The 21,514-nt window shown below is 60.1% G+C and carries 21 protein-coding genes; 17 read left to right on the top strand and 4 right to left on the bottom strand.

The annotated features are described in order from the left end of the window. Nucleotides 1–16: 16 nt before the first annotated feature. Both BX592_RS11640 and argE read left to right on the top strand, forming a co-directional pair. Nucleotides 17–694 carry a DUF1028 domain-containing protein gene (locus BX592_RS11640; RefSeq protein ID WP_134191922.1) on the top strand — a complete coding sequence of 226 codons (678 nt, stop codon included), beginning with the start codon at nt 17–19 and terminating at the stop codon, nt 692–694. Beyond that, nucleotides 687–1,850 (top strand): acetylornithine deacetylase, encoded by a 1,164-nt coding sequence (argE, locus tag BX592_RS11635; RefSeq protein WP_134191921.1) that lies wholly within the window; start codon nt 687–689, stop codon nt 1,848–1,850. The genes BX592_RS11640 and argE overlap by 8 nt, the downstream gene beginning before the upstream one ends. Nucleotides 1,851–1,896: 46 nt before the next feature. Here argE and BX592_RS11630 read toward each other — a convergent pair whose 3' ends face one another. Beyond that, nucleotides 1,897–2,463: a helix-turn-helix domain-containing protein gene (locus BX592_RS11630; RefSeq protein WP_134191920.1), complete on the bottom strand. Its 567-nt coding sequence runs from the start codon at nt 2,461–2,463 to the stop codon at nt 1,897–1,899. 36 nt (nt 2,464–2,499) lie between these two features. Between BX592_RS11630 and BX592_RS11625 the strand changes: the two genes are divergently transcribed. Next, on the top strand, nt 2,500–3,027 hold the full coding sequence (locus BX592_RS11625) for a GNAT family N-acetyltransferase (RefSeq protein WP_134192010.1): 528 nt from the start codon (nt 2,500–2,502) through the stop codon (nt 3,025–3,027). Continuing rightward, a complete protein-coding gene (locus BX592_RS11620; protein WP_134191919.1) occupies nt 3,024–3,467 on the top strand; it encodes a DMT family transporter in 444 nt (147 codons plus the stop codon). The genes BX592_RS11625 and BX592_RS11620 overlap by 4 nt, the downstream gene beginning before the upstream one ends. Before the next feature lie 49 nt (nt 3,468–3,516). Here the strand turns inward: BX592_RS11620 and BX592_RS11615 are convergent, their stop codons facing one another. Then, nucleotides 3,517–3,933, bottom strand: coding sequence for a Rossmann-fold NAD(P)-binding domain-containing protein (locus BX592_RS11615; protein ID WP_377681630.1), 417 nt, complete (start codon nt 3,931–3,933; stop codon nt 3,517–3,519). A gap of 296 nt (nt 3,934–4,229) precedes the next feature. On the opposite strand from BX592_RS11615, the gene BX592_RS11610 reads away from it, so the two are divergent. The 3 genes from BX592_RS11610 (at nt 4,230) to BX592_RS11605 (ending at nt 7,004) form a co-directional block, all read left to right on the top strand. Continuing rightward, complete coding sequence (locus BX592_RS11610; protein ID WP_134191918.1) at nt 4,230–5,243, top strand: SGNH/GDSL hydrolase family protein; 1,014 nt, start codon at nt 4,230–4,232, stop codon at nt 5,241–5,243. Nucleotides 5,244–5,249: 6 nt separating this feature from the next. Next, complete coding sequence (locus BX592_RS33760) at nt 5,250–5,405, top strand: HD domain-containing protein (RefSeq protein ID WP_166676339.1); 156 nt, start codon at nt 5,250–5,252, stop codon at nt 5,403–5,405. A gap of 138 nt (nt 5,406–5,543) precedes the next feature. Beyond that, nucleotides 5,544–7,004: a Bd3614 family nucleic acid deaminase gene (locus tag BX592_RS11605; RefSeq protein WP_166676338.1), complete on the top strand. Its 1,461-nt coding sequence runs from the start codon at nt 5,544–5,546 to the stop codon at nt 7,002–7,004. A 230-nt stretch (nt 7,005–7,234) separates the two neighbouring features. Here BX592_RS11605 and BX592_RS11600 read toward each other — a convergent pair whose 3' ends face one another. Both BX592_RS11600 and BX592_RS11595 read right to left on the bottom strand, forming a co-directional pair. Further along, entirely contained in the window at nt 7,235–8,695 is a 1,461-nt protein-coding gene (locus tag BX592_RS11600; RefSeq protein ID WP_134191916.1) for an NAD-dependent succinate-semialdehyde dehydrogenase, read from the bottom strand. Between the two features lie 48 nt (nt 8,696–8,743). Beyond that, nucleotides 8,744–10,036 (bottom strand): 4-aminobutyrate--2-oxoglutarate transaminase, encoded by a 1,293-nt coding sequence (locus BX592_RS11595; RefSeq protein WP_134191915.1) that lies wholly within the window; start codon nt 10,034–10,036, stop codon nt 8,744–8,746. Between the two features lie 132 nt (nt 10,037–10,168). On the opposite strand from BX592_RS11595, the gene pdxR reads away from it, so the two are divergent. The 10 genes from pdxR to BX592_RS11545 all read left to right on the top strand — a co-directional run bounded on the left by pdxR (nt 10,169) and on the right by BX592_RS11545 (nt 21,448). Then, the gene (gene pdxR, locus BX592_RS11590) at nt 10,169–11,887 is read left to right on the top strand and encodes a MocR-like pyridoxine biosynthesis transcription factor PdxR (protein WP_134191914.1); all 1,719 of its coding nucleotides are present in this window, start codon (nt 10,169–10,171) and stop codon (nt 11,885–11,887) included. Nucleotides 11,888–12,193: 306 nt separating this feature from the next. Further along, nucleotides 12,194–12,862 (top strand): GntR family transcriptional regulator, encoded by a 669-nt coding sequence (locus BX592_RS11585; RefSeq protein ID WP_134191913.1) that lies wholly within the window; start codon nt 12,194–12,196, stop codon nt 12,860–12,862. Nucleotides 12,863–12,995: 133 nt separating this feature from the next. Further along, complete coding sequence (locus tag BX592_RS11580; protein WP_134191912.1) at nt 12,996–13,793, top strand: ABC transporter substrate-binding protein; 798 nt, start codon at nt 12,996–12,998, stop codon at nt 13,791–13,793. An 80-nt stretch (nt 13,794–13,873) separates the two neighbouring features. Next, nucleotides 13,874–14,572 (top strand): ABC transporter permease, encoded by a 699-nt coding sequence (locus BX592_RS11575; protein ID WP_134191911.1) that lies wholly within the window; start codon nt 13,874–13,876, stop codon nt 14,570–14,572. Continuing rightward, nucleotides 14,569–15,294, top strand: coding sequence for an ABC transporter permease (locus BX592_RS11570; protein WP_134191910.1), 726 nt, complete (start codon nt 14,569–14,571; stop codon nt 15,292–15,294). The genes BX592_RS11575 and BX592_RS11570 overlap by 4 nt, the downstream gene beginning before the upstream one ends. A gap of 11 nt (nt 15,295–15,305) precedes the next feature. Next, nucleotides 15,306–16,070 (top strand): ABC transporter ATP-binding protein, encoded by a 765-nt coding sequence (locus BX592_RS11565; protein ID WP_134191909.1) that lies wholly within the window; start codon nt 15,306–15,308, stop codon nt 16,068–16,070. 78 nt (nt 16,071–16,148) lie between these two features. Beyond that, complete coding sequence (locus tag BX592_RS11560) at nt 16,149–17,519, top strand: aspartate aminotransferase family protein (protein WP_134191908.1); 1,371 nt, start codon at nt 16,149–16,151, stop codon at nt 17,517–17,519. Nucleotides 17,520–17,533: 14 nt separating this feature from the next. Next, a complete protein-coding gene (locus BX592_RS11555) occupies nt 17,534–19,126 on the top strand; it encodes a gamma-glutamyltransferase family protein (RefSeq protein ID WP_134191907.1) in 1,593 nt (530 codons plus the stop codon). Between the two features lie 48 nt (nt 19,127–19,174). Next, nucleotides 19,175–20,149 carry an agmatinase gene (speB, locus tag BX592_RS11550; protein ID WP_134191906.1) on the top strand — a complete coding sequence of 325 codons (975 nt, stop codon included), beginning with the start codon at nt 19,175–19,177 and terminating at the stop codon, nt 20,147–20,149. A gap of 177 nt (nt 20,150–20,326) precedes the next feature. Further along, nucleotides 20,327–21,448, top strand: a complete 1,122-nt coding sequence (locus BX592_RS11545; RefSeq protein WP_134191905.1) for a porin — start codon at nt 20,327–20,329, stop codon at nt 21,446–21,448. Nucleotides 21,449–21,514: the final 66 nt, after the last annotated feature.

Raw genomic sequence — 21,514 nt, 5'->3', positions numbered from 1 at the left:
GCTTGAGGAGCGCGACATGACGTTTTCGATTGTCGGACGCTGCGCGAAAACGGGCCAACTCGGCATCGCGGTCAGTTCGTCCAGTATCGCGGTCGGCGCGCGATGCGCATGGGCACGCGCGGGCGTCGGCGTGGTGGCGACGCAGAATGTCACGCTGCCCGCGCTTGGCGCGCAGATTCTCGATCTGCTGCAGGACGGGCGGCACACGCCCGCCGCCGCGCGTGACCATGCGCTCGGGGCCGACAGGTGGAGTGAGTATCGGCAGGTGACGGTGGTCGATAGTCAAGGCCGGACCGCGTTTTTCTCCGGCAAGGAAGCGTTGGGCATTCATCATGCGGTCGCCGGCGAGCAGTGCGTGGCCGCGGGCAACATGCTGACGGGCAAGCATGTGATCGACGCAATGGTCCAGGCGTTCGAGCAAGCGTCCGGCATGCTTGCCGAGCGCTTGCTGCTCACGATGCGAGCCGGGCTTGCGGCCGGCGGCGAGGCGGGGCCGGTGCACTCGGCCGCGCTCAAAGTGGTCGGCGACGTGATCTGGCCGATCGTCGATTTGCGCGTCGACTGGGCGGATGAAGACCCGATCGGACAGCTGGATACGCTATGGAAAGCGTATCGGCCGCAGATGCAGGACTATTTGACGCGCGCGTTGAATCCGTCCGCCGCCCCCAGCTACGGAGTACCCGGCGATGAATGAAGCGTCGAGCAAGCAACTACTCGACAAGCTGATCGGCTTCGCGACGGTCAGCCGGGATTCCAACCTCGAGATGATCGCGTTCATCCGCAATTATCTTGAAGAGCTTGGCGTGCAGTGCGAGCTTTTCTATAACCCGGAACACACGAAGGCCAACCTGTTCGCCACCATCGGTCCCAACGTTGCGGGTGGCGTCGTGCTTTCAGGTCATACCGACGTCGTGCCGGTCGACGGGCAGGCATGGACGATGGAACCGTTTCGCATGACCGAGCGTGACGGGCGCCTATACGGCCGGGGCGCGGCCGATATGAAGGGCTTTATCGCTTCAGTGCTGGCGGCAGTCCCTATGTTTCTCAAACGGTCGCTGAAGCAGCCGGTCCATCTCGCGTTTTCCTATGACGAAGAGGTGGGGTGCCTCGGGGTGCGGTCGATGCTGGCGGAGCTCGAAAAGCGTACGCACCGGCCGCGCGTGTGTCTGATCGGCGAACCGACCGCGTTGAAGCCGGTGCTGGGCCATAAGGGCAAGCTGGCGATGCGCTGTCACGTGAAAGGGGCGCCGTGCCATTCCGCTTACGCACCGTATGGCGTCAACGCAATTCAATACGCGGCGCGGCTGATCGGCAGGCTCGAGGAAATCGGTGAGGAACTGGCGCAGCCGGAGCGCCATGACGCGCGCTTCGATCCACCATTTTCAACCGTGCAGACGGGCGTCATTAAAGGCGGTCGCGCGCTGAACATCGTGCCTGCCGAATGCGAGTTCGATTTCGAGGTGCGGGCGCTTCCGGACTTCAATGCCGAGGAAGTGTCGGACCAGTTGCACACGTACGCGCAAGCCGAATTGCTGCCGAAAATGCGCGCGGTGCAGCGCGACACCGATATTCGCCTGCAACCGTTGAGTGCGTATCCGGGCCTGGCTACCGCACCCGACAGCGAAGCGGCGCGTCTGTTGGCGTTGCTAAGCAATTCGTCGGAATTCGGTACTGTCGCGTTCGGTACCGAAGGCGGATTATTCGAGCGGGCCGGCATTCCGACCGTCGTGTGCGGGCCTGGCAGCATGGACCAGGGTCATAAGCCGGATGAATTCATTACCGTCGAGCAGCTGATGGAATGCGACGCGATGATGGTTCGCGTGGCCGATTACCTGTCGAACTCCGACTGATGCGTTGATGCCGCGCGTCGGGGTTGCGGCGCATTCGTGCGGCGCTTTATTTGCGCACCACAACCACCGCGTACTTGCAGGGCCGTGAGCTTTCGTTCTTGAATACGCAGTCGCTCGGCGGTCCGATTTCAAGGCAATCGCCTGTGCTCAGCTCATGGCGTTCCGCGCCTTCGACGAACACCAGTTCGCCGTCGAGCACCCAGATCAACTGTTGAGCGTTTCGATACGCGGCCGCCGGCATGGGAATTTCCGATGAAGGCGGCAGGTCGATCTCGACCAGGTTCAACCCGGACGCCGATTTCGGCGACACGTGACGCCGCAAATAACCACTCTGCGGATCAACCCAAAGAGGCTGGTCCGCAAAACGCAGCAGGCGTCCCTCTTCCAGTTCCGCGAGCGCCATCAGCGCGGACATGCTCATGCCGAACGCGCCCGCGAGCTTCGCCAGTAACGTGGCCGTCGGGCTGCTATCGCCGCGCTCGACCTTGTGAATCATCGCGCGCGACACGCCGGACTTCTCCGCAAGACTGGTTAGCGACCAGCCACGGGTCTCTCGCTCGGCCCGTATACGGGCGCCTATGCGTTCGTCGACGTTGTCTAATATGGTGTACACTTGTATCACTATAGTGGACTGTTAGGGCAGCTGCAAATGGAAATCCGCGATGCAGGTCCGAATCATATCGAAGGTATCACCGCAATCTACAACGACGCGGTGAAGCACACGACGGCAATCTGGAACGATACGACGGTCGACTATATGAACCGTGCCGCCTGGCTAGCGGGTAGACAGCAGGCGGGTTACCCGGTGCTGGTCGCCGTCGATGATCGCGGCGCGGTGTTGGGCTACGCGTCGTTCAGCGACTGGCGGGCCTTTGACGGTTACCGTCATACGGTTGAGCATTCCGTCTACGTGCGCAGCGACAGGCGGGGCAAGGGCATTGGCGAGGCGCTGATGCAGAAGCTGATCAGCAGGGCTCAGGCAATTGGCAAGCACGTGATGGTCGCGGGCATCGACGCGAGCAACGGTGGTTCGATCAAGCTGCACGAAAAGCTTGGTTTCGAACACGTCGGACATCTGAAAGAAGTAGGCGTGAAATTCGGCTCGTGGCTCGATCTGGCGTTCATGCAGCTCAAGCTCGATGCGCGTCAATCTCCTGATGGTGTTCCGACGCGATGATGCTGTTCATCCCGTTTGGCTTGCTGGTGGGTGCAGGTGCCGCAGTGGTTGCGCAGAACCTGTTGATGGCGCGTATTACCGAGTCGTCGTCGACCGTGCTGATCGCGTTGGTGATGAACTCCGCGGTCGGTCTGGCGGCTTTGGCGACAATGCTTTTCTTCCGCGCCGGCTCAGCCGGATTTGGCGAAATTGTCGGTTCGTTCCGGCTCTGGAGTGTGCTGCCGGGGCTGCTCGGTTCGTTCTTCGTGTTTGCGAGCATTACCGGTTATCAACGGTTCGGCGCTGCGACGACCATCGCGGTCATTGTGGCTAGCCAGCTTGTCTTTGGGTTGTTACTGGATGCCGCGAGACACGGATCGACGCAGCATGGATTCACTTCGGTGATCGGCGCGACGATGCTGGTAACCGGCGCGTTTCTGGTTGCGTCGAACAGGCTTTAGCGCTGATGTCTTCGTTCACGGTGGATGTCGGGTGAACGGAACCGCTGTCTTATGCGGATTTTCGTACCGACAGTCGCGCCCAGGCAAGCCGAAGGCGCCGCGCGTGATTTTCGAACAGATAGGAGCCTGCCAGAGCGAGCAAGCCCGACATCAAACCGGTCACGATCGGCTCGGCGAACGGAATGACGTAGTGGTTCGGATGCGAATAGGCATCACCTAGCATCGTCAGAAAACCGATGACGAGCGCGTTAGTGAACCGGTTCGCGTAAAGCCTGATGGCAGGTGTAAACGTCAGCGCGACCGCGAGGACTCCGGTAGCCAGCCCGGTGCGCAACGCAATTGCCCAATGCTCGGCGTTCAGTACGTTTCCCCAGCTTCCCGGCATGCAAGTGAGACACGCGCTGGTCGGTTGCCAGAGCCGCTGGACGAACAGGATGCCGCGGCCTTTCCAATCATGCGGGATCATGAGGCTTCCTGATAGAAGTACACAGGTCGAACCGACTGTGCGATCGGGGTACACGTGGTCGCGCGCTGGACCGTTGGCCATCGCCAAACCACGTCACCGACGATCCCCCCGATTGCTGCTATTGCTATAGGCGAAATTCCGCGCGAATACCAGTGGGCCGTCTAGTGACCCGCAATGGTTCAAAGAATTCGAGCTACGTTTGCATCCTTCTTGCTTGCATTGCTTGAGACCGCTCATCGGTTGACGCTAAGTGAGCCATCCGGGCGCAACTCCTGCGTCCAGCAGGGAGAGGCCTGATGCTAAAGTTCGCCGAACATCTACGCATTGCAATTTTCGCCGTTGCGATTGCATTGCTTGGCGCATGCGGCGGGAGTAGCGGCGGCGGAAGTCCGTCGAGTGGTCCCGCAGGCGGCATTCATCTGCAAACGGTGTCTTTCGGAGACAGCCTGTCCGATGTTGGAACCTTCGCGCCGATCGCCGGTGCGGTAGGCGGCGGGCGGTTCACCACCAATCCCGGGCAAGTATGGAGTCAGCTGGTCGCGCAATACTATGGCGATACACTCAATGCTGCATTTACGATCGACATCAATCATCGCTTGAGTCCACAAGGCGGCTTCGGTTATGCCGAGGGCGGCGCTACGGTCGCGACACCCGCGAACCTGAACGACTTTCTGATCGACGTGATCGGCAATGTCGAAATGCCGGTGAATGCGCAGGTTTCGAGTTACCTGGCCGCGCACGGCAGTTTCAACGCCGGTCAGCTTGTGCTCGTGTGGGCGGGCGCGAACGATGTGCTGCGCGCGGGCCCGCTGCCGGGCGCGGCACCGACCGTACAGACCGCGGCGACCACACTCGCGCAGATTGTTGGACAGATCGTGCAGAGCGGTGCGACACATGTCGTCGTGGTGAATCTTCCGAATATTGGTCTGTCGCCGAAAGGGCGCGCGTCGGCCGATGGCGGGGCTAACCTGACGCAGCTGTCGCAACTCTTCAACGACACGCTGAACGCGGCGCTGCAAAGCAACGGATTGCAGGGCAGGGTGATTCAAATAGATGCGTTTGGCTGGGTTAACCAGATTTTTGCGAACTTTCAGGCAAACGGTTTTGCGGTGTCGAACACCGCGCAGGCGTGCGACCCAACGAGAACGCCTGATAACACGTCACTGCTATGCTCACGCGCGACTTACAGCACGCCGAATGCGGATCAGACCTATATGTTCGCGGATGACCTGCATCCGGCCACACGTATGCATGCGCTGTTCGCGCAGTTTGTCGAGCGGCAGGTTGCGAGCAGCGGGCTCGGTCACTGAGCGACAATGTGTGTGCTGGATGACGTCAACGCGCTCGCGGTGCGGGAGGAATACGAAGCTGCTGAAACGCCTGCAAAAGCCGTCAGGGCGCTCGACAAGCTTGAGACGATCGTGCAGCGCCCGGCACCGCGAGTTGCTCTCGAACGGGCGACCCGTCCGTGAACAGTTTCGCGAATTGCTCATGTCACGCGCGGCTGACGCTGACCGGATTGTCACCGCTCGCTACCAGGTTCTGGGGATTGTTGCGAAACGACCTGCAGTCTAGCCTCCCGGGTTTACATGCTTCACACAGGGCGGCTCATGAATCAGGAAGCATTCATTCAAATAGCAGACACGTTTCTCCTTTTGAAGAGCGTAACAAGAAATTCGAACCCGATATTATTCTTTTATTTGGGCGGTACCATGTACTGGGCGGAAGACCTGCATCCTGATAGCCCGCAAACAATGCTTAGACTACTTGAATTTTCTATCGAAAAAAAATGGCAGTTGTCGAGTGATTATTTTATTGGACAATTCGGCGATGCCGAAAAACAGTACAATTGCGAGCCAGTTATTGGTGCGTTAAAATATATGAAGGCTTCTGGGGGATTTAAAACGGCGAACATAAATGTGCTTTTCTTTAAAAGAGGAGATTATAGACCTTTAAAAGCCGATTTCACTAAATACGGTCGCATGACGCTTAAACAGTTTGCGGCTCGCGACACTTCTTCCAATCTTCCAGTCCGCGTAACGGTACCGTATGAGATTGACATCTCTCACGCGATTAAAGAACAGGGTTCCCATGCGGTGCATCGTATATATATGGCTGCTGCATTTGCGATCGCTGCAGATCGAGCGTTGAAATATCGATCAGATATAGTGCCCTGGAGCGCGGGAAAGCCGGGACATGATATCGCTGCGGTGCTGGTTAAAAAATCGGGTCAAATAATCGGATACGCTGCTAATCGTGTTTTCGAACACTATCTGTATCACGCCGAAAGGAACGCGATAGAGGATTATCTTACCTCCACTGGAGAAGCTCAATTGCCGGCGCAGTGCGTGCTTTATAGCACGATGAAGCCGTGTGCGCTCTGTGCTGGAACGATCGTAAGTAGAATGCCACAAGGTGGAATGACGATCTACTATGGTCACCAGGACTCCGGTTCCCATGCGGATAATACCGCGCTGGACAACACGCTGTTTCAGATTCCCCTTGACGCAGGGCACCCCCAAGTCCCGCGCGCTGCTAAACCTCTGAAGACCTATCAGGATGCACAGTATGCCAAGGGGCAAAATTTGAAGTACGTAGACTTAAAAGCACAATTAGACAGAAATGTGCCCACGCCAGTAACTATAAATCTCTCCAGTGGAAATAACCCACCGAGCAAGACCGATTTCGTCGGTGCTGCGGATTCACTGGTCCGAAAGGCGAACAAGTATTCAGATCCTACCAGATTGCCGATAGCGGATCCTTTAATGGACACATCTGGCAATAAGGTTCCTCACCTGGCCGTGGTCTCCGCATTGATACACGTGGTGGAATTTTTGCAAAGTGTGAATATCGCTCACTACAATGGTGTACGGTTGGATCAAGTGCGACGGCTCGCTGATCGGCTTGCGGAGAGGCAGGCAAACCTGGATGAATTGTACGAGGCGCTATTTAACGATGATGACCTTGGTAATGGTGGTGGTTTAAAGCGCGGCGCTCCCGACAACGTCGCCGACACCTCGTTTGCTCCAGATACGTCGACGCAAAAGCATTTTGCGAAAGAGCGGCAATGACGAGTTGCGAGGCTGAATGTCGTTCGTCGATGTTTTCTGCGACAGTTTCAGTCCGTGGACCATGGACAAGGATGACAAACACCGTGAACACGGTTTTCTTTTTGATGGGTCATTCATGTCCGCCACGCCGGCGCGCCATCTCGCCATACTGATCAGCATAGACCGCGGTCGGCTCGACGAAATAGTAGGTTCTGGCGTAGCCTCACAAACGGAGGCCCGTCGGCAAAGGATCAGATCCCGCCGATGCACATGTACTTGATCACCATGTACTCGTCGATCCCGTAGTGCGACCCTTCGCGGCCCACACCCGATTGCTTGACGCCGCCAAAAGGCGCGACTTCATTTGAAATCAGTCCGGTGTTGATGCCGACCATGCCGTACTCAAGCGCTTCCGCGACGCGCCAGATGCGGCCGATGTCGCGGCTATAGAAGTAGGCGGCGAGGCCGAACTCGGTGTCGTTAGCGAGTGCGATCACTTCTTCATCGGAGCTGAAGCGGAAAATCGGTGCGAGCGGTCCGAAGGTCTCATCGCGGGCAAGCAGCATTGAGGGCTTCGCATCGGCGAGCACGGTCGGCTCGAAGAAGCCGTGACCGAGCGCATGGCGCTTGCCGCCGGTCAGCACGCGAGCGCCTTTGTCGAGCGCGTCCTGAATATGACTTTCGACTTTCAGCACCGCGTCTTCGTTGATCAGCGGACCTTGCGTCACGCCTTCGGCGGTGCCACGACCGACCTTCAGCTGTTTGACCGCATCGGTGAGCCTGGCCGCGAATGTGTCATAGACGCGATTGTGAACATAGAACCGGTTCGTGCACACGCATGTCTGCCCGGAGTTGCGGTACTTCGAAGCGATTGCGCCCGCAACCGCTTCGTCGATGTCCGCATCGTCAAACACGATGAACGGTGCGTTGCCGCCTAGTTCGAGCGACAACTTCTTGATGGTCGGTGCGCACTGCGCCATCAGCGTGCTGCCGACCGGCGTCGACCCGGTGAACGACAGTTTGCGCACCAGCGGGTTACCGGTCATTTCCGCGCCAATCGCGCGCGAACTGCCTGTCACGACACTGAACACGCCTTTCGGCACACCGGCGCGCTCGGCCAGCACGGCCAGGGCAAGCGCCGACAGCGGGGTCGCGTCAGCGGGGCGCACGATCATCGGGCAGCCGGCCGCGAGCGCCGGGCCGACCTTGCGCGTGATCATCGCGGCCGGAAAATTCCATGGCGTGATCGCTGCGCATACACCGATCGGTTCCTTCGTGACGACGATGCGGCGGTCGTTTGCGACAGTCGGAATGACGTCGCCGTAGGTGCGCTTCGCTTCTTCGCCGAACCACTCGAGAAACGACGCGGCGTACTGGATTTCGCCTTTCGCTTCCGCAAGCGGCTTGCCTTGCTCGGTCGTCAGGATCAGCGCGAGATCGTCGACGTTCGCGATCATCAGGTCGTACCACTTGCGCAGAATCGCGCCGCGTTCCTTGCCGGTCTTCTTGCGCCATGCGGGCCAGGCGCGATTGGCCGCATCGATCGCGCGGTGCGTCTCCGCGCCGGTCATCTTCGGCACGCTCGCGATGATCGCTCCGGTTGCGGGATCGGTCACGTCGAACGTCTGTTGTGTGTCGGCGTCTTGCCATTCGCCGGCGATAAAGCACTTCGTTTGCAGCAGTGAAGGGTCTTTAAGCAGGATAGTCGTCATGGTGTCGATGTGTCGTGGGTCGAGCTTGCCACTGCGGCTTGCACCGCATTACGCGGCGGCTTTGGCGCTTTCCTTCAGCACGTCTTCGAGAATCGCGAGCGCTTCGTCGAACACGCTCTGTTCGATCGTCAGCGGGAACAGGAAGCGGATCACGTTCGAGTAGACGCCACACACGAGCAGCAGCAGCCCGCGCTCGAGCGCGCGCGTCTGCACGAGCTTCGCGAACGCCGCATCCGGTTGGTGCGCATCGCCCGGCTTGCTGAATTCAACGGCGATCATCGCACCGGGGCCTCGCACGTCGGCGATTTGCGGCACGCTCGAACGCAGTGCGTTCAGCCTGCTTTTCAGGCGCTCGCCGAACGCGGCCGCGCGATCGCACAGCGCCTCGCTGTCGATGATGTCCAGCACCGCGTGCGCGGCGGCGATCGCGAGCGGATTGCCCGCGTACGTTCCACCGAGACCGCCCGGCGCAGGAGCATCCATCACGTCCGCACGGCCGACGACGCCCGACAGTGGCATGCCGCCCGCAAGGCTCTTCGCGATCGTCATCAGGTCGGGGACCACGTCGTAGTGCTCCATCGCAAACAGCTTGCCGGTGCGCGCGAAGCCGGTTTGCACTTCGTCCGCGATCAGCAGGATGCCGTGCGCGTCGCACAACGCGCGCAAGCCGCGCACGAACTCCGCCGGGGCCTCATAGAAGCCGCCTTCGCCTTGCACGGGTTCGAAAATGATCGCGGCCACGCGCTGCGGATCGATGTCGGCCTTGAACAGGTGCTCGAGCGCCTTCAGCGAGTCGGCGGCGCTTACGCCGTGCAATGGGTTCGGAAACGGCGCGTGAAACACGTCGGACGGAAACGGGCCAAAGCCAACCTTGTATGGCGCGACTTTACCGGTTAGCGCCATGCCCATCATCGTGCGGCCGTGAAAGCCGCCGGTAAACGCAATCACGCCCGGACGGCCCGTAGCGACACGTGCGATCTTGATCGCGTTTTCAACGGCTTCGGCACCGGTCGTAAAGAAGGCAGTCTTCTTCGCGTGCTTGCCCGGCGCGCGCGCGTTGATCTTTTCGGCGAGTTCGACATACGACGCATACGGCACGATCTGATACGCGGTATGCGTGAAGTGGTCGAGCTGCTCGCGAAGCGCCGCGACGATCTTCGGATGACGGTGTCCGGTGTTCGTCACCGCAATGCCGGCCGCGAAGTCGATAAAGCGGCGCCCTTCGATGTCCCACAACTCCGCATTCAGCGCGCGTTCCGCGTAGAAGTCGCACATCACGCCAACACCGCGCGGCGTTGCGGCGTTCTTGCGTTTTTGCAGTTCAGCGTTGGTGGTAGTCATCACTCCTCCTGGGGGCATCCGGATTTTTGGGGCTGCGGCCGTTTGCGCGCCGCGAGCGATCTATGTCGCCGACTATAATCAGCTTTGGCTCCTGGTTTGAGAGCCATCTTTGTAAAAATAAAGGAGCCAATTTTGCGGGCCACGATGTTGTCCGACTGGCTGGCGCAACGGCTCGATCGCCGCGGCGATCAGCCGCTGTACCGTCAACTACACGGGTTGCTGCAGCGGGCCATCCTGTCGCGTGAACTGCCGTCGGGCACGCGGTTGCCGTCTTCGCGGCTGCTCGCGCGGGAGTTGGACATCGGGCGCAATACCGTCACGCAGGTATACGAACAGCTTGTGCTGGAAGGGTACGTTTCGGCGGCGACCGGGCGTGGCACGTTCGTGATGGATACATCACCCGATGAAATTGTCGGCGTCACTGAACACGCGGTCGATTGGCGTCGCGACGCAATGCGCGATGCGGTGGATTGGCGTGCCGATGCACGCATCGACGTGCTTGCGGCCCGTGCAACGGCGTCAAGCGCAAGCGCGCAGCGTGATTTGCCGCGGTCCGCGAGCGGCAGCACATCGACTGCGCAGCCTGCCGCAGCGTTGGCGTTGTCTTCGTCGTCTTCGTCTGCGCGGTCATCGCGGCACCAGGTCTCGCAACCGGAAGCGACTGTCGCGCAGGCTTCACCTTTACTGCGACCGTTGTCCGCGCGCGGCCAGCGCCTGCTTGCGGGCGCTGGCGTCTCGAAGCGCCAGTGGGGCGCATTCATGCCTGGCGTGCCGGATGTGACGCGGTTCCCGGCGCGCGTATGGAGCCGCTTGCAGAACCGGTATTGGCGGCGCGCACGTCACGACCTGCTGACTTACGCGCCGGGCGGCGGGTCTACGCTGTTGCGCCGTGCATTGGCCGACTATCTGCGCGCGTCGCGCTCGGTGCGCTGCACACCGCAGCAAGTGGTGATCACGACCGGCATTCATCAGTCGATCGATCTCGCGGTGCGGCTGCTGTCCGACGCGGGCGATGTGATCTGGACCGAGGACCCGTGCTACTGGGGTGTGCGCAGCGTGCTGCAGGTGTCCGGGTTGCAGCCGAGGCCGATCGCCGTCGACCATGAAGGCATCAACCCGACGCCCGCCGATCTCGCCCAGCCGCCGAAGCTGATGCTCGTCACGCCGTCGCATCAGTACCCGCTCGGCATGGTGATGAGTCTTGCGCGCCGCCGCATGCTGCTCGAGTACGCGCGGCAGACGCAATGCTGGATTATCGAAGACGATTACGACAGCGAATTCCGCTACGGCAGCCGGCCGCTCGCGTCGCTGCAAGGGCTCGATACCGCGGGACAGGTGATCTACGTCGGCAGCTTCGGCAAGACGCTGTTTCCGGGCCTGCGGGTCGGCTATATCGTGGTGCCGGAAGAGCTCGCGGAAAGCTTTGCGACCGCGAGCGCGGAGTTGTACCGCGAGGGGCAACTGCTGCAGCAAGCCGTGCTCGCCGAGTTCATCGCGGAAGGGCATTTCGCGTCGCATATCCGCAAGATGCGCACGCTTTATGGTCAGCGCCGTCAAATATTGCTCGATGCCGCCGCGCAGCGTTTCGGCGATACGTTCGCGGCGGTCGGCGGCGATGCGGGATTGCATCTTGTGATGCCATTGCCCGAAGGCGTCGACGATCGCGTGGTCGCCCACGCGGCGCTCGAGCGCAACATCGTCGTGCGGCCGCTGTCCGGGTACTACGCCGATCGGTCGCATGCGTCGGCGGGGCTGCTGCTCGGCTACGCTTGCGTGCCGGACGACGAGATCGCGCCCGCGTTCGACACACTGGCGCAAGCTATTCAAGCGACGCTCCCGCAATTCGCGTGAGCGGCGCTCGGGGGTCGCGCGCTATCGCGTGGCACTGCCAATTTCATCGGCAACATGACCTGCTTCGGTCACCTCTCCTGGGGTTAACAACTATTCGACATCATTTTTGACGCGGTATATTTGGCTCCGTAGATACAAATATCCACTCTTACAAAATCGTTTCATGATTCCGCACGATAGTCGATACGCCAGATGCGCCACTTCGCGTGCAACGCGCACCCGCCTGGCGGACCACCGTAGAAGCGCCGGCGTTGCGACAAACACGTCGTTGAGCGCGCAACGGTCTCGTAAGCCTGCCGTCTGATCATGGAATCTCACTTGCATTCCTCGCATGCCCATTTTCCCGCGACCGCGGAGGAGGAGGCGTACGCGTACGTGCTCTACCGCATCCGGATGGGCACGTACAAAGCCGGCCACCGGCTGATTCCCGAAGAAATCGCCGCTGAAATCAACACGAGCCGCATGCCGGTGCGCGAAGCATTCCGCCGGTTGGCGAGCGAAGGGCTGCTCGTGATCCGGCCTAATCGCGGAGCGCTGGTGCGCGGCCTCGATGCGGACGAAATGGAAGAGGTGTTCTGCATGCGCGGCGCGCTCGAAGGACTCGCCGCGCGCATGGCGATGCCGAAGATCACGCCGGAACATATCTCGGAGCTCACGCGCCTGATCGACGTGATGGAACGTGTCGAACAGGATGTGCAGCAGTGGGTCACCGCGCACCGCAATTTTCACGAGTACCTGTGCCAGCTATGCGGACGACGGCGCCTTATTGCACAGATCGGCGGACTGCACACCGTGATGGAGCCGCATATGCGGCTTTGGCTGGAACTGGCCGACAAGCCGATGACGTCGCGCGACGATCACATGACGATCATCAGCGCAATCAAGGCAGGCGACCCGCTGCTGCTTGAAGCGGCCGTGCGCGAGCATATCGAGGCGACGGTGCCTGCGTTGCGCGACTGGATGACGACCAGCTAGAGAGAGTGAAGCGGCCCGCGGGCTGCTTCTTACATTAGTAAGGTGTACTAGTCAGAAACGTGCGATTCGGTACGACCATTTCAATCCGATTCCAAGCTGTCATTTTCAACGAGATCCAATCTAGAGCGTCAATATGAAACCAGGCATCAAGAAAACCCTATTGCTGCTAGCCATGGCGCTAGGCGCGATCAACGCTCACGCAAAAGAGTGGAAAGACATTCGCATCGGCTACGAGGGCGCCTACCCGCCGTTCTCGTCGATGCAACCCGACGGTCAGCCGGTCGGCTTCGATATCGACATGATTCACGCGCTGTGCGCGCAAATGCATGCGAACTGCACGCTGGTTCAGCTCAGTTGGGACGGTCTGATTCCGGCATTGCAGGCAGAAAAGATCGATGCGATCGTCGCATCGGTGGCGATTACGGCCGAACGCAAGCAGAAGGTCGCGTTTACCGAGAAGTACTACAACACGCCGCGCCGGCTGGTGGTCGCGAAGAACAGTCCGATCAAGGATGCGACCCCGGCGGAACTCAAGGGTAAGCGCGTCGGCGTGCAGCGCGGCACGCTAGGGGACAAATACGCGACTGCGTACTGGGTGCCGAACGGCGTTCAACTGGTCCGCTACGCGACGCAGGACGAAGTGTTCCTCGACCTGCGCTCCGGGCGCATCGACGCCGCGCTGCAGGATGCGACAGCCGCGTACTCCGGGTTTCTGACCAAGCCTGAGGGCGCGAACTACCAATTCGTCGGTGGCCCGATCGTCGGCACGACGCCCGAGCAGAAAACGCTGCTTGGCGAGGGTTACGGCATTCCGGTTCGCAAGTCCGACGACGATCTGCGGTTGCAGCTCAATCAGGCGATCGACGCCATTCGTGCTAACGGCGTCTACCAATCCATCGAAAAGAAGTATTTCAACTTCGACATCTATTGATCGGGTAGATAACGCGCAGCGCAATGGCTGCCGGTCGCGTTCCGGTACCGGCAGCCTGACGAACGATCTAAGGGATTGTCATGTCCGATCTGCAGGAATATTTGCCGGCGCTGGCAAGAGGCGCCGGGCTCACGCTCGTGCTTGCGGTTTCGTCCGTCATCGTCGCGGTATGCGTGGGGATGGCGGGTGCGATGGCGAAGCTGTCGAATTCGCGTTCGCTGGTGTCGATCGCTACCGCGTATACGACGCTGATTCGCGGCGTGCCTGAGTTCGTGATGATGTTGCTGGTGTTTTACGGCGGCCAGATCATCCTCAACCGGGTCTGCGCTGCACTCGGTTTTCACGCGCCCGACGTCGACGCGTTCGTGACCGCCATCTTCACGATTGGCCTTATCTTCGGTGCGTACTACACCGAGACATTTCGCGGCGCGATGCTGGGCGTGCCGCGCGGCCAGATGGAAGCGGCCCGCGCATATGGCTTCTCCGGGTGGCTCGCGTTTCGCCGCATCCTGTTTCCGCAGATGGTGCGCCTTGCGTTGCCGGCGGCCGTCAATAACTGGCTCGTACTGCTAAAGACCACGGCGATCGCTTCGCTGATCGGGCTGCATGACGTGATGTTTATCGCGGACCAGGCCGGCCGCACGACGCAGGCGCCGATGACCTTCTATCTTGCCGCATGCGTCGTTTATCTGATCGTGACCTCGGGCTCGACGGCCTGTCTGGCACGCACGCGTGTGAAGTTGAACCGGGGCGTGCGTGAAGGGAGACCTCACTCATGAGCTTCGACGAAATTGCCCAGCTGTTTCCGGCCTACGCAAGCGGCCTGTGGATCACCGTGCAACTTACCGTGTATTCGCTTGGGCTCGGCCTGCTGATTGCTATTCCACTCTCGGTGTTACGCGTTTCGCCGAACCGGCTGGTGAGCGGCCCGGTCGCGGCTTATACCTGGTTCATGCGCGGCACTCCGTTGCTGGCGCAACTGATGATTGTCTACTACGGCTTCGGCCAGTTCCAATGGGTGCAAGACGCATGGCAGCGTGGCAACCCGGTGATTTCGCTGCTGCGCGATCCGTTCAGCTGCGCAATGATCGCGCTGACCGCCAACACCTGCGCATACACGACGGAAATCCTTGCCGGCGCATTGCGAACGACTCCATACGGCGAAATCGAGGCCGCGCAAGCGTACGGCATGAGCCGCTTTACCGCATGGCGCCGCATTCTGCTGCCGTCCGCGTTGCGCAGGTTCATTCCGGCGTATAGCAACGAAGTCATTTTTATGCTGCATGGCACGTCGCTTGTTAGCGCGATCACGCTGGTCGATCTGACCGGCGCTGCGCGCGATTTCTATGCGAACTACTACGCGCCGTTTGAGGCGTTCATTTCGGTAGGCACGGTCTATTTCGGTCTGACGTCGATCATCACGTTCCTGATCCGGATGACCGAACGGAAATATCTCGTTCACCTGCGGCCACAACACTTTGCGAAACTTGCCCGAGGTTAGAGCGACGTCACATGAATGCACTCACTGTAGAAAACCTGCATAAGCGGTACGGAGAAAACGAGGTGCTCAAAGGCGTCTCGCTGGTTGCGAAACGCGGGGACGTGATCAGCATGATCGGCTCGTCCGGTTCGGGTAAGAGCACGCTGCTGCGTTGTATCAACTTTCTCGAATCGCCTTCGGCAGGGCGCGTGTCACTGAACGGCGATGAGGTGAAAACGTCGATCGACAAAAGCGGACAGATACGGATTTCGGACCCGGCGCAACTGCAAAAAATTCGCACCCGGCTCGCGATGGTTTTTCAGCACTTCAACCTGTGGGCGCATATGACAGCGCTGGAAAACGTGCTGGAAGCGCCCCGCTATGTGCTGAAACTCACGAAAGCGGAAGCCACGGAACGTGCGCAACGCTACCTCGAGCAGGTCGGCATGTCGCGCTTTGCGAATGCGTATCCGGCGCACTTGTCGGGCGGACAGCAGCAGCGCGTCGCGATTGCGCGCGCGCTGGCGATGGAACCAGACGCCTTGCTGTTCGATGAGCCGACTTCGGCGCTTGACCCCGAGCTCGTCGGCGACGTGTTGAGAGTGATGCGCGACCTCGCGGAAGAGGGGCGCACGATGATCGTCGTCACGCATGAAATGGGTTTTGCGCGGGAGGTGTCGAATCACGTGGTCTTTCTTCATCAGGGCATCGTCGAAGAAGAAGGGCATCCGCGCGAGGTGCTGAAAACGCCGAGAAGCGAGCGCCTGCAAAAATTTCTGTGCGGCGCGATGAAGTAATCCGGCCGTACGAGATCAGAACAGACTGAAGCAATCGGACAAGAATTCATGGACGAGACGAATCAAGGACGGCTCCAAATGCAAAATCTGAAACAGAACGACATCAATCACTATCTTCACCCGTATACGAACCTGAGCCTGCACCGCGAAGTCGGGCCGATGGTGATCGATCGCGGCGAAGGCGTTTACGTGTACGACACGGAAGGAAAACGTTATATCGAAGGGTTAGGCGGGCTTTTCTGCGCGTCGCTGGGTTTTAGCGAGCGACGCCTCGCCGACGCGGCGGACCGGCAAATGCGCAAATTGCCGTTCTACCACTCGTTCGGGCACAAGTCGTCCGAGCCATCGATCCTGCTCGCGGAGAAGCTGATCTCGCTGGCACCGGTGCCGATGTCGAAAGTGTTCTTCGCCAATTCCGGTTCCGAAGCCAACGACACCGCGGTAAAGCTGATCTGGTATTACAACAACGCGCTTGGGCGGCCGAACAAGAAGAAGATCATTTCGCGGATGCGTGCGTATCACGGCGTGACCATCGCGTCGGCAAGCTTGACAGGCTTGCCCAACAATCACCGTGACTTCGATTTGCCGATCGACCGCATTCTGCACACGGATTGCCCGCATCACTATCGCTACGCGAATCCGGGCGAAACGGAGGAACAGTTCGCGACGCGCTGTGCCGAATCGCTTGAAAAACTGATCCTGAAAGAAGGCGCCGATACGATTGCTGCGTTCTTTGCGGAGCCGATCATGGCGTCCGGCGGCGTGATCGTGCCGCCTGCCACATACATGGAAAAGATTCAGGCGGTGCTGAAACGCTACGACATTCTGCTCGTTGCCGATGAGGTGATTTGCGGCTTTGGCCGCACCGGCGATCTGTTTGGATCGGAAACGTACGGCATGCGTCCGGACATGATCGTGATGGCGAAGCAGCTTTCGGCCGGTTATCTGCCGATTTCGGCGTTGATGGTCAACGACGCGATTTATCGCGGGCTTGTGTCCGAGAGCGAGAAGATCGGCACGTTCGGGCACGGCTTCACTTACAGCGGTCATCCGGTGTGCGCGGCCGTCGCGCTCGAGACGCTGCGCATCTATGAAGAGGACGGCATTCTCGAGCACGTCAGAAGCGTAATCCCTCATTTCCAGGAGCGCCTGGCCGACCTCGGCAAACATCCGCTGGTCGGCGAGGCGCGCGGTGCGGGTTTGCTTGCGGCGGTCGAACTGGTCGCGAACAAGGAGACGAAGGAGCCATTTCCGGCCGCCGAAGGCGTGGCCACGCGCGCCGGCACGTTTGCGTTGGCCCATGGCGTAATCACGCGTGCGCTCGGCGATACGTTTAACTTCTGCCCGCCGCTGATCATTACGCACGATCAGATCGACGCGTTGTTCGATGGATCGAAGAAGGCGCTGGACGATACGCTCGCGTGGCGTAAGTCGCTGGCTAACCGCTGATCCGGATCATGCAAATGAGAGATTTCGAACAGCCGGGGCGGTCGCTGGTTATGTCGACCACCGGCATGGCAGCGACGTCCCATCCGGCGTCGACGCTCGCCGCGGTCAGGGTGCTTGAAGCGGGCGGCAACGCAATGGATGCCGCGATTGCCGCATGTGCGGTGCAGTGTGTTGTCGAGCCCGGCTCGACCGGGGTCGGCGGCGACTGCTTTGCGCTGTACTCGCGGCGCGGCTCGGACGATATCATCGCCTTCAACGGCTCAGGCTGGGCGCCGGCCGCGGCGAGCGTCGCCGCGCTTCGCTCGCGTGGTGTAACCGCCATCGACCGTCATTCGCCGCATGCGGTCACGGTGCCCGGTGCGGTCGATGCGTGGGCAACGCTGGCGCGCGATCACGGCTCGCTGCCGCTCAAGCAACTGCTTGCGCCCGCAATCGGGTTCGCACGCGATGGTTATGCAGTCGCGCCGCGCGCCGCGGCGGACTGGGCCAATCAGGTTCAACTGCTGTCACTCGACAAGGCCGCGCGGCAGCAGATGCTGGTCGATGGCAAGCCGCCTCGTGCGGGAAGCGTGCATCGGCAGCCGTTGCTTGCGCGTACGCTCGAAGCGATCGCGCAAGCCGGAGCCCGTGTGTTTTACGAGGGGTTTATCGCCGAAGATATCGTTGCCTGCCTACGCGGCATGGGGGGGCTGCATACGATGGACGACTTCGCGCAATTCCACGGCGAGTATGTGAAGCCGATCAAGGCGAGTTTCAGAGGTTACGACGTGCACGAGTGTCCGCCGAACGGGCAGGGCATTATCGCGCTGATGATCCTTAAAATGCTCGAAGGCTTTGACGCAAATGACGATCCACTAGGCGCGGACCGCTTGCAGCGTGAAATCGACGCGACTCGCATCGCGTATGCGATTCGCGACGCGGCGCTTGGCGACCCGCGCGGACAGCCGATGGACGTCGAGCAGTTGTTGGCCGATGAGTCGATACGCGCAATGCGCTCGCGCATCGGCGCGCAAAGCACGTCGGCTGGCGCACCGCTGACGAAAACCGCGGAACACAAAGACACGGTGTATATCTGCGTCGTCGACAAGGATCGCAATTGCGCAAGCTTTATCAACTCGCTATTTCATCCGTTCGGCACCGGCATTATGTCGCCGCAAACTGGTGTGATGCTGCATAACCGCGGACAAAGCTTCGCGCTCGAAGAAGGTCATCCGAACGCAATCGCACCTCACGCGAGACCAATGCACACGATCATTCCCGGCATGGTGACGCAAAACGGCAAGGTAAAAATGACATTCGGCGTAATGGGCGGCCGTTATCAGGCGATGGGGCATGCGCACTTTCTGTCCAAAGTGCTGGACTACGGCCTCGATATGCAAACCGCGATGGATTTGCCGCGCGTGTTTCCGCGGCCGGGTACGCATCTCGTGGAGGCCGAGGGCACATTGCCCGCGGCGGTACGCGAAGAACTGACGCGCCGCGGCTTTGAACTCGTTGCGCCGAACTGGGCGATCGGCGGCGCACAAGCCATTCTGATCGATTGGGAAGCCGGCTCGCTGGTTGGCGCTTCGGACCATCGCAAGGATGGATGCGCGCTCGGTATCTGACGCGCAACTGCGTCTACCGCGGCGCTCAACCGGGAGTTGACTCGTACTATGGAAAATCAACCAGTCTTGCGTGGCGACGGCGCGATACGGCGTGAATCGCCGTATGGCTCATCGAAGGAGAACACTTACGCAGGCGTCGTGTCGTTCATGCGGCGCCTTTACACGAAAGATCTGACCGGTGTCGATCTCGCCGTAACCGGCGTGCCGCTCGATATCGCGACGACGAACCGGCCGGGCGCGCGTCTGGGCCCACGTGCGATAAGGTCCGCTAGCAGCCAGCTCGGCGTGTTGCTGCCGTACCCGTGGGGTATCAATCCGTTCAACGACTATGCGGTGATCGATTACGGCGACTGCTGGCTCGACGTACACAACCCGTCGACCATCAAGGAAACGATCGTTGCACATGCGCGCACGATACTCGATGCCGGCACAAGGATGCTGACGCTGGGCGGTGACCATTACATCAGCTACCCATTGCTGGTCGCACATGCGGAAAAGTTCGGCAAGCCGTTGTCGCTAATCCATTTCGACGCGCATTGCGATACCTGGCCGGACGATCAGCCTGACAGCCTGAATCACGGCTCGATGTTCTACAAGGCAGTCAAAGAAGGGCTGATCGATCCGCAGCACTCGGTGCAAATCGGCATACGCACCTGGAACGACGATTTCATGGGTATCCGTATTCTTGACGCACCGTGGGTGCATGAAAACGGTGTGAACGCAACCGTCGAGAAGATTATCGACATTGTCGGCGAGCGGCCGGCCTATTTCACGTTCGACGTCGATGGACTGGACCCGGCTTTTGCGCCGGGTACGGGTACGCCAGTCCCCGGTGGGCTGTCGACGGCTCAGGCGCTGTCGATCATTCGCGGATTGACGTCGATCGATATGGTTGGCGCGGACGTCGTGGAAGTGGCGCCGGCATACGATCACGCGGACATTACGGCGCTTGCCGCTGCACACGTTGCAAGTGAACTGATCTGCCTGTTCAGGCATCGCGCGCGCGAGCGACGCGAGGGGTAGGAGGCCGGTGCCCACCTACGTGGGCGTTTCGTCTCGAATGAAGGGGTTCGACTTTCAGCGGGAATTTCCCGCTGAAATCATATTGAAAATAAAAGTTAGTGATCCGAATATAAAACGTAAACTGGAGCGAGACACTAGACAGATTTTTTTGACCATGCCTCGTGGGAGAGTGAAGCAATGAAGTGGTTAGCAATGACAGCGGCGCTATGTGCCGCCGGAATATCTGGTACATCGTATGCGCAAAGTTCGGTGACGCTTTACGGCATCATCGATGATTCAATCCAGTACACGCACAACACGGGCGGCGCGAGTAATCAGATCAAATTGCAGTCCGGTCAGATGTCGATCAGCCAATGGGGCGTGCGCGGCACCGAAGATCTGGGCGACGGTTTGAGCGCGCTGTTCAATTTGCAAAACGGCTTTAACGTCAACAATGGCAATATGAACTCCGGGCTGCTGTTCGGGCGCAAGGCCTATGTGGGGTTGGCAGGGCATTTCGGCACGGTGACGATCGGCCGCCAGCAGGATACGCTGCAGGATTTCGTTCTGGCGGTTCAGGGCGACGCGTTCCTCGAATACTTCACAGCGCCCGGCGACATCGATAATGCAGACGGCTCGGTGCGCACCAGTAACGCGGTCAAATGGACGAGTCCGTCGTGGCGGGGTCTGCAGGCGGCTGCGATGTACGGGTTCGGCGGTGTAGCCGGTTCGGTTGCTTCGGGGCAGTCGTACAACGCAGCGGTCAACTACAGCCACGGCCCGTTGACCCTTGCCGCTGGCTACGCGCATATCGACAACGGCAATCCGACGGTGTCGATGCGCGGCACGAGTAGCGTTGACTCGATCTTTCTCTCGCCTGTCAACGACGCCTATGCGACGGCAAGCGCGATTAATATCGCGCGCGCCGGTGCGACTTATGCACTGGGACCGGTAACGTTGGGCGGATATTACAGCTACTCCGAATATCTGCCGGATGGTCACTCGACGTTCCAGGACGCCGAGCGGTTCAACAATGGCTCGGTATTTGCGGCGTGGCAGGCTACGCCTGTGTGGCTGTTTGAGACGGGCTACAACATTCTGAAGTCACATGGCGACTCGTCCGCCACGTATCAGCAGGTCACGCTTGCGGTGGATTACACGCTCAGCCGGCGCACGGACCTGTACGGTACCGCAAGTTACGGGCATGCATCGGGGAGTAACGGTCTAGGCCCGGCGCAGGCGGTGATCTCGGACGCGTTCGTCGATGGCGGGAAGACCACGCAGGAACTGGTCATTGCCGGCATCAGGCACCGGTTCTGACCTTTGTGTGGCGAAAAAAAAGCCGGGACGCGATGTCCCGGCCTTCATTGCGTTGCTTGACGTGAA

It is taken from the genome of Paraburkholderia rhizosphaerae (genome assembly GCF_004366595.1).
Taxonomy (GTDB): domain Bacteria; phylum Pseudomonadota; class Gammaproteobacteria; order Burkholderiales; family Burkholderiaceae; genus Paraburkholderia; species Paraburkholderia rhizosphaerae.
Note: the sequence above shows the minus strand (reverse complement) of the source record. Positions and strands in the feature narration are given on the sequence as shown.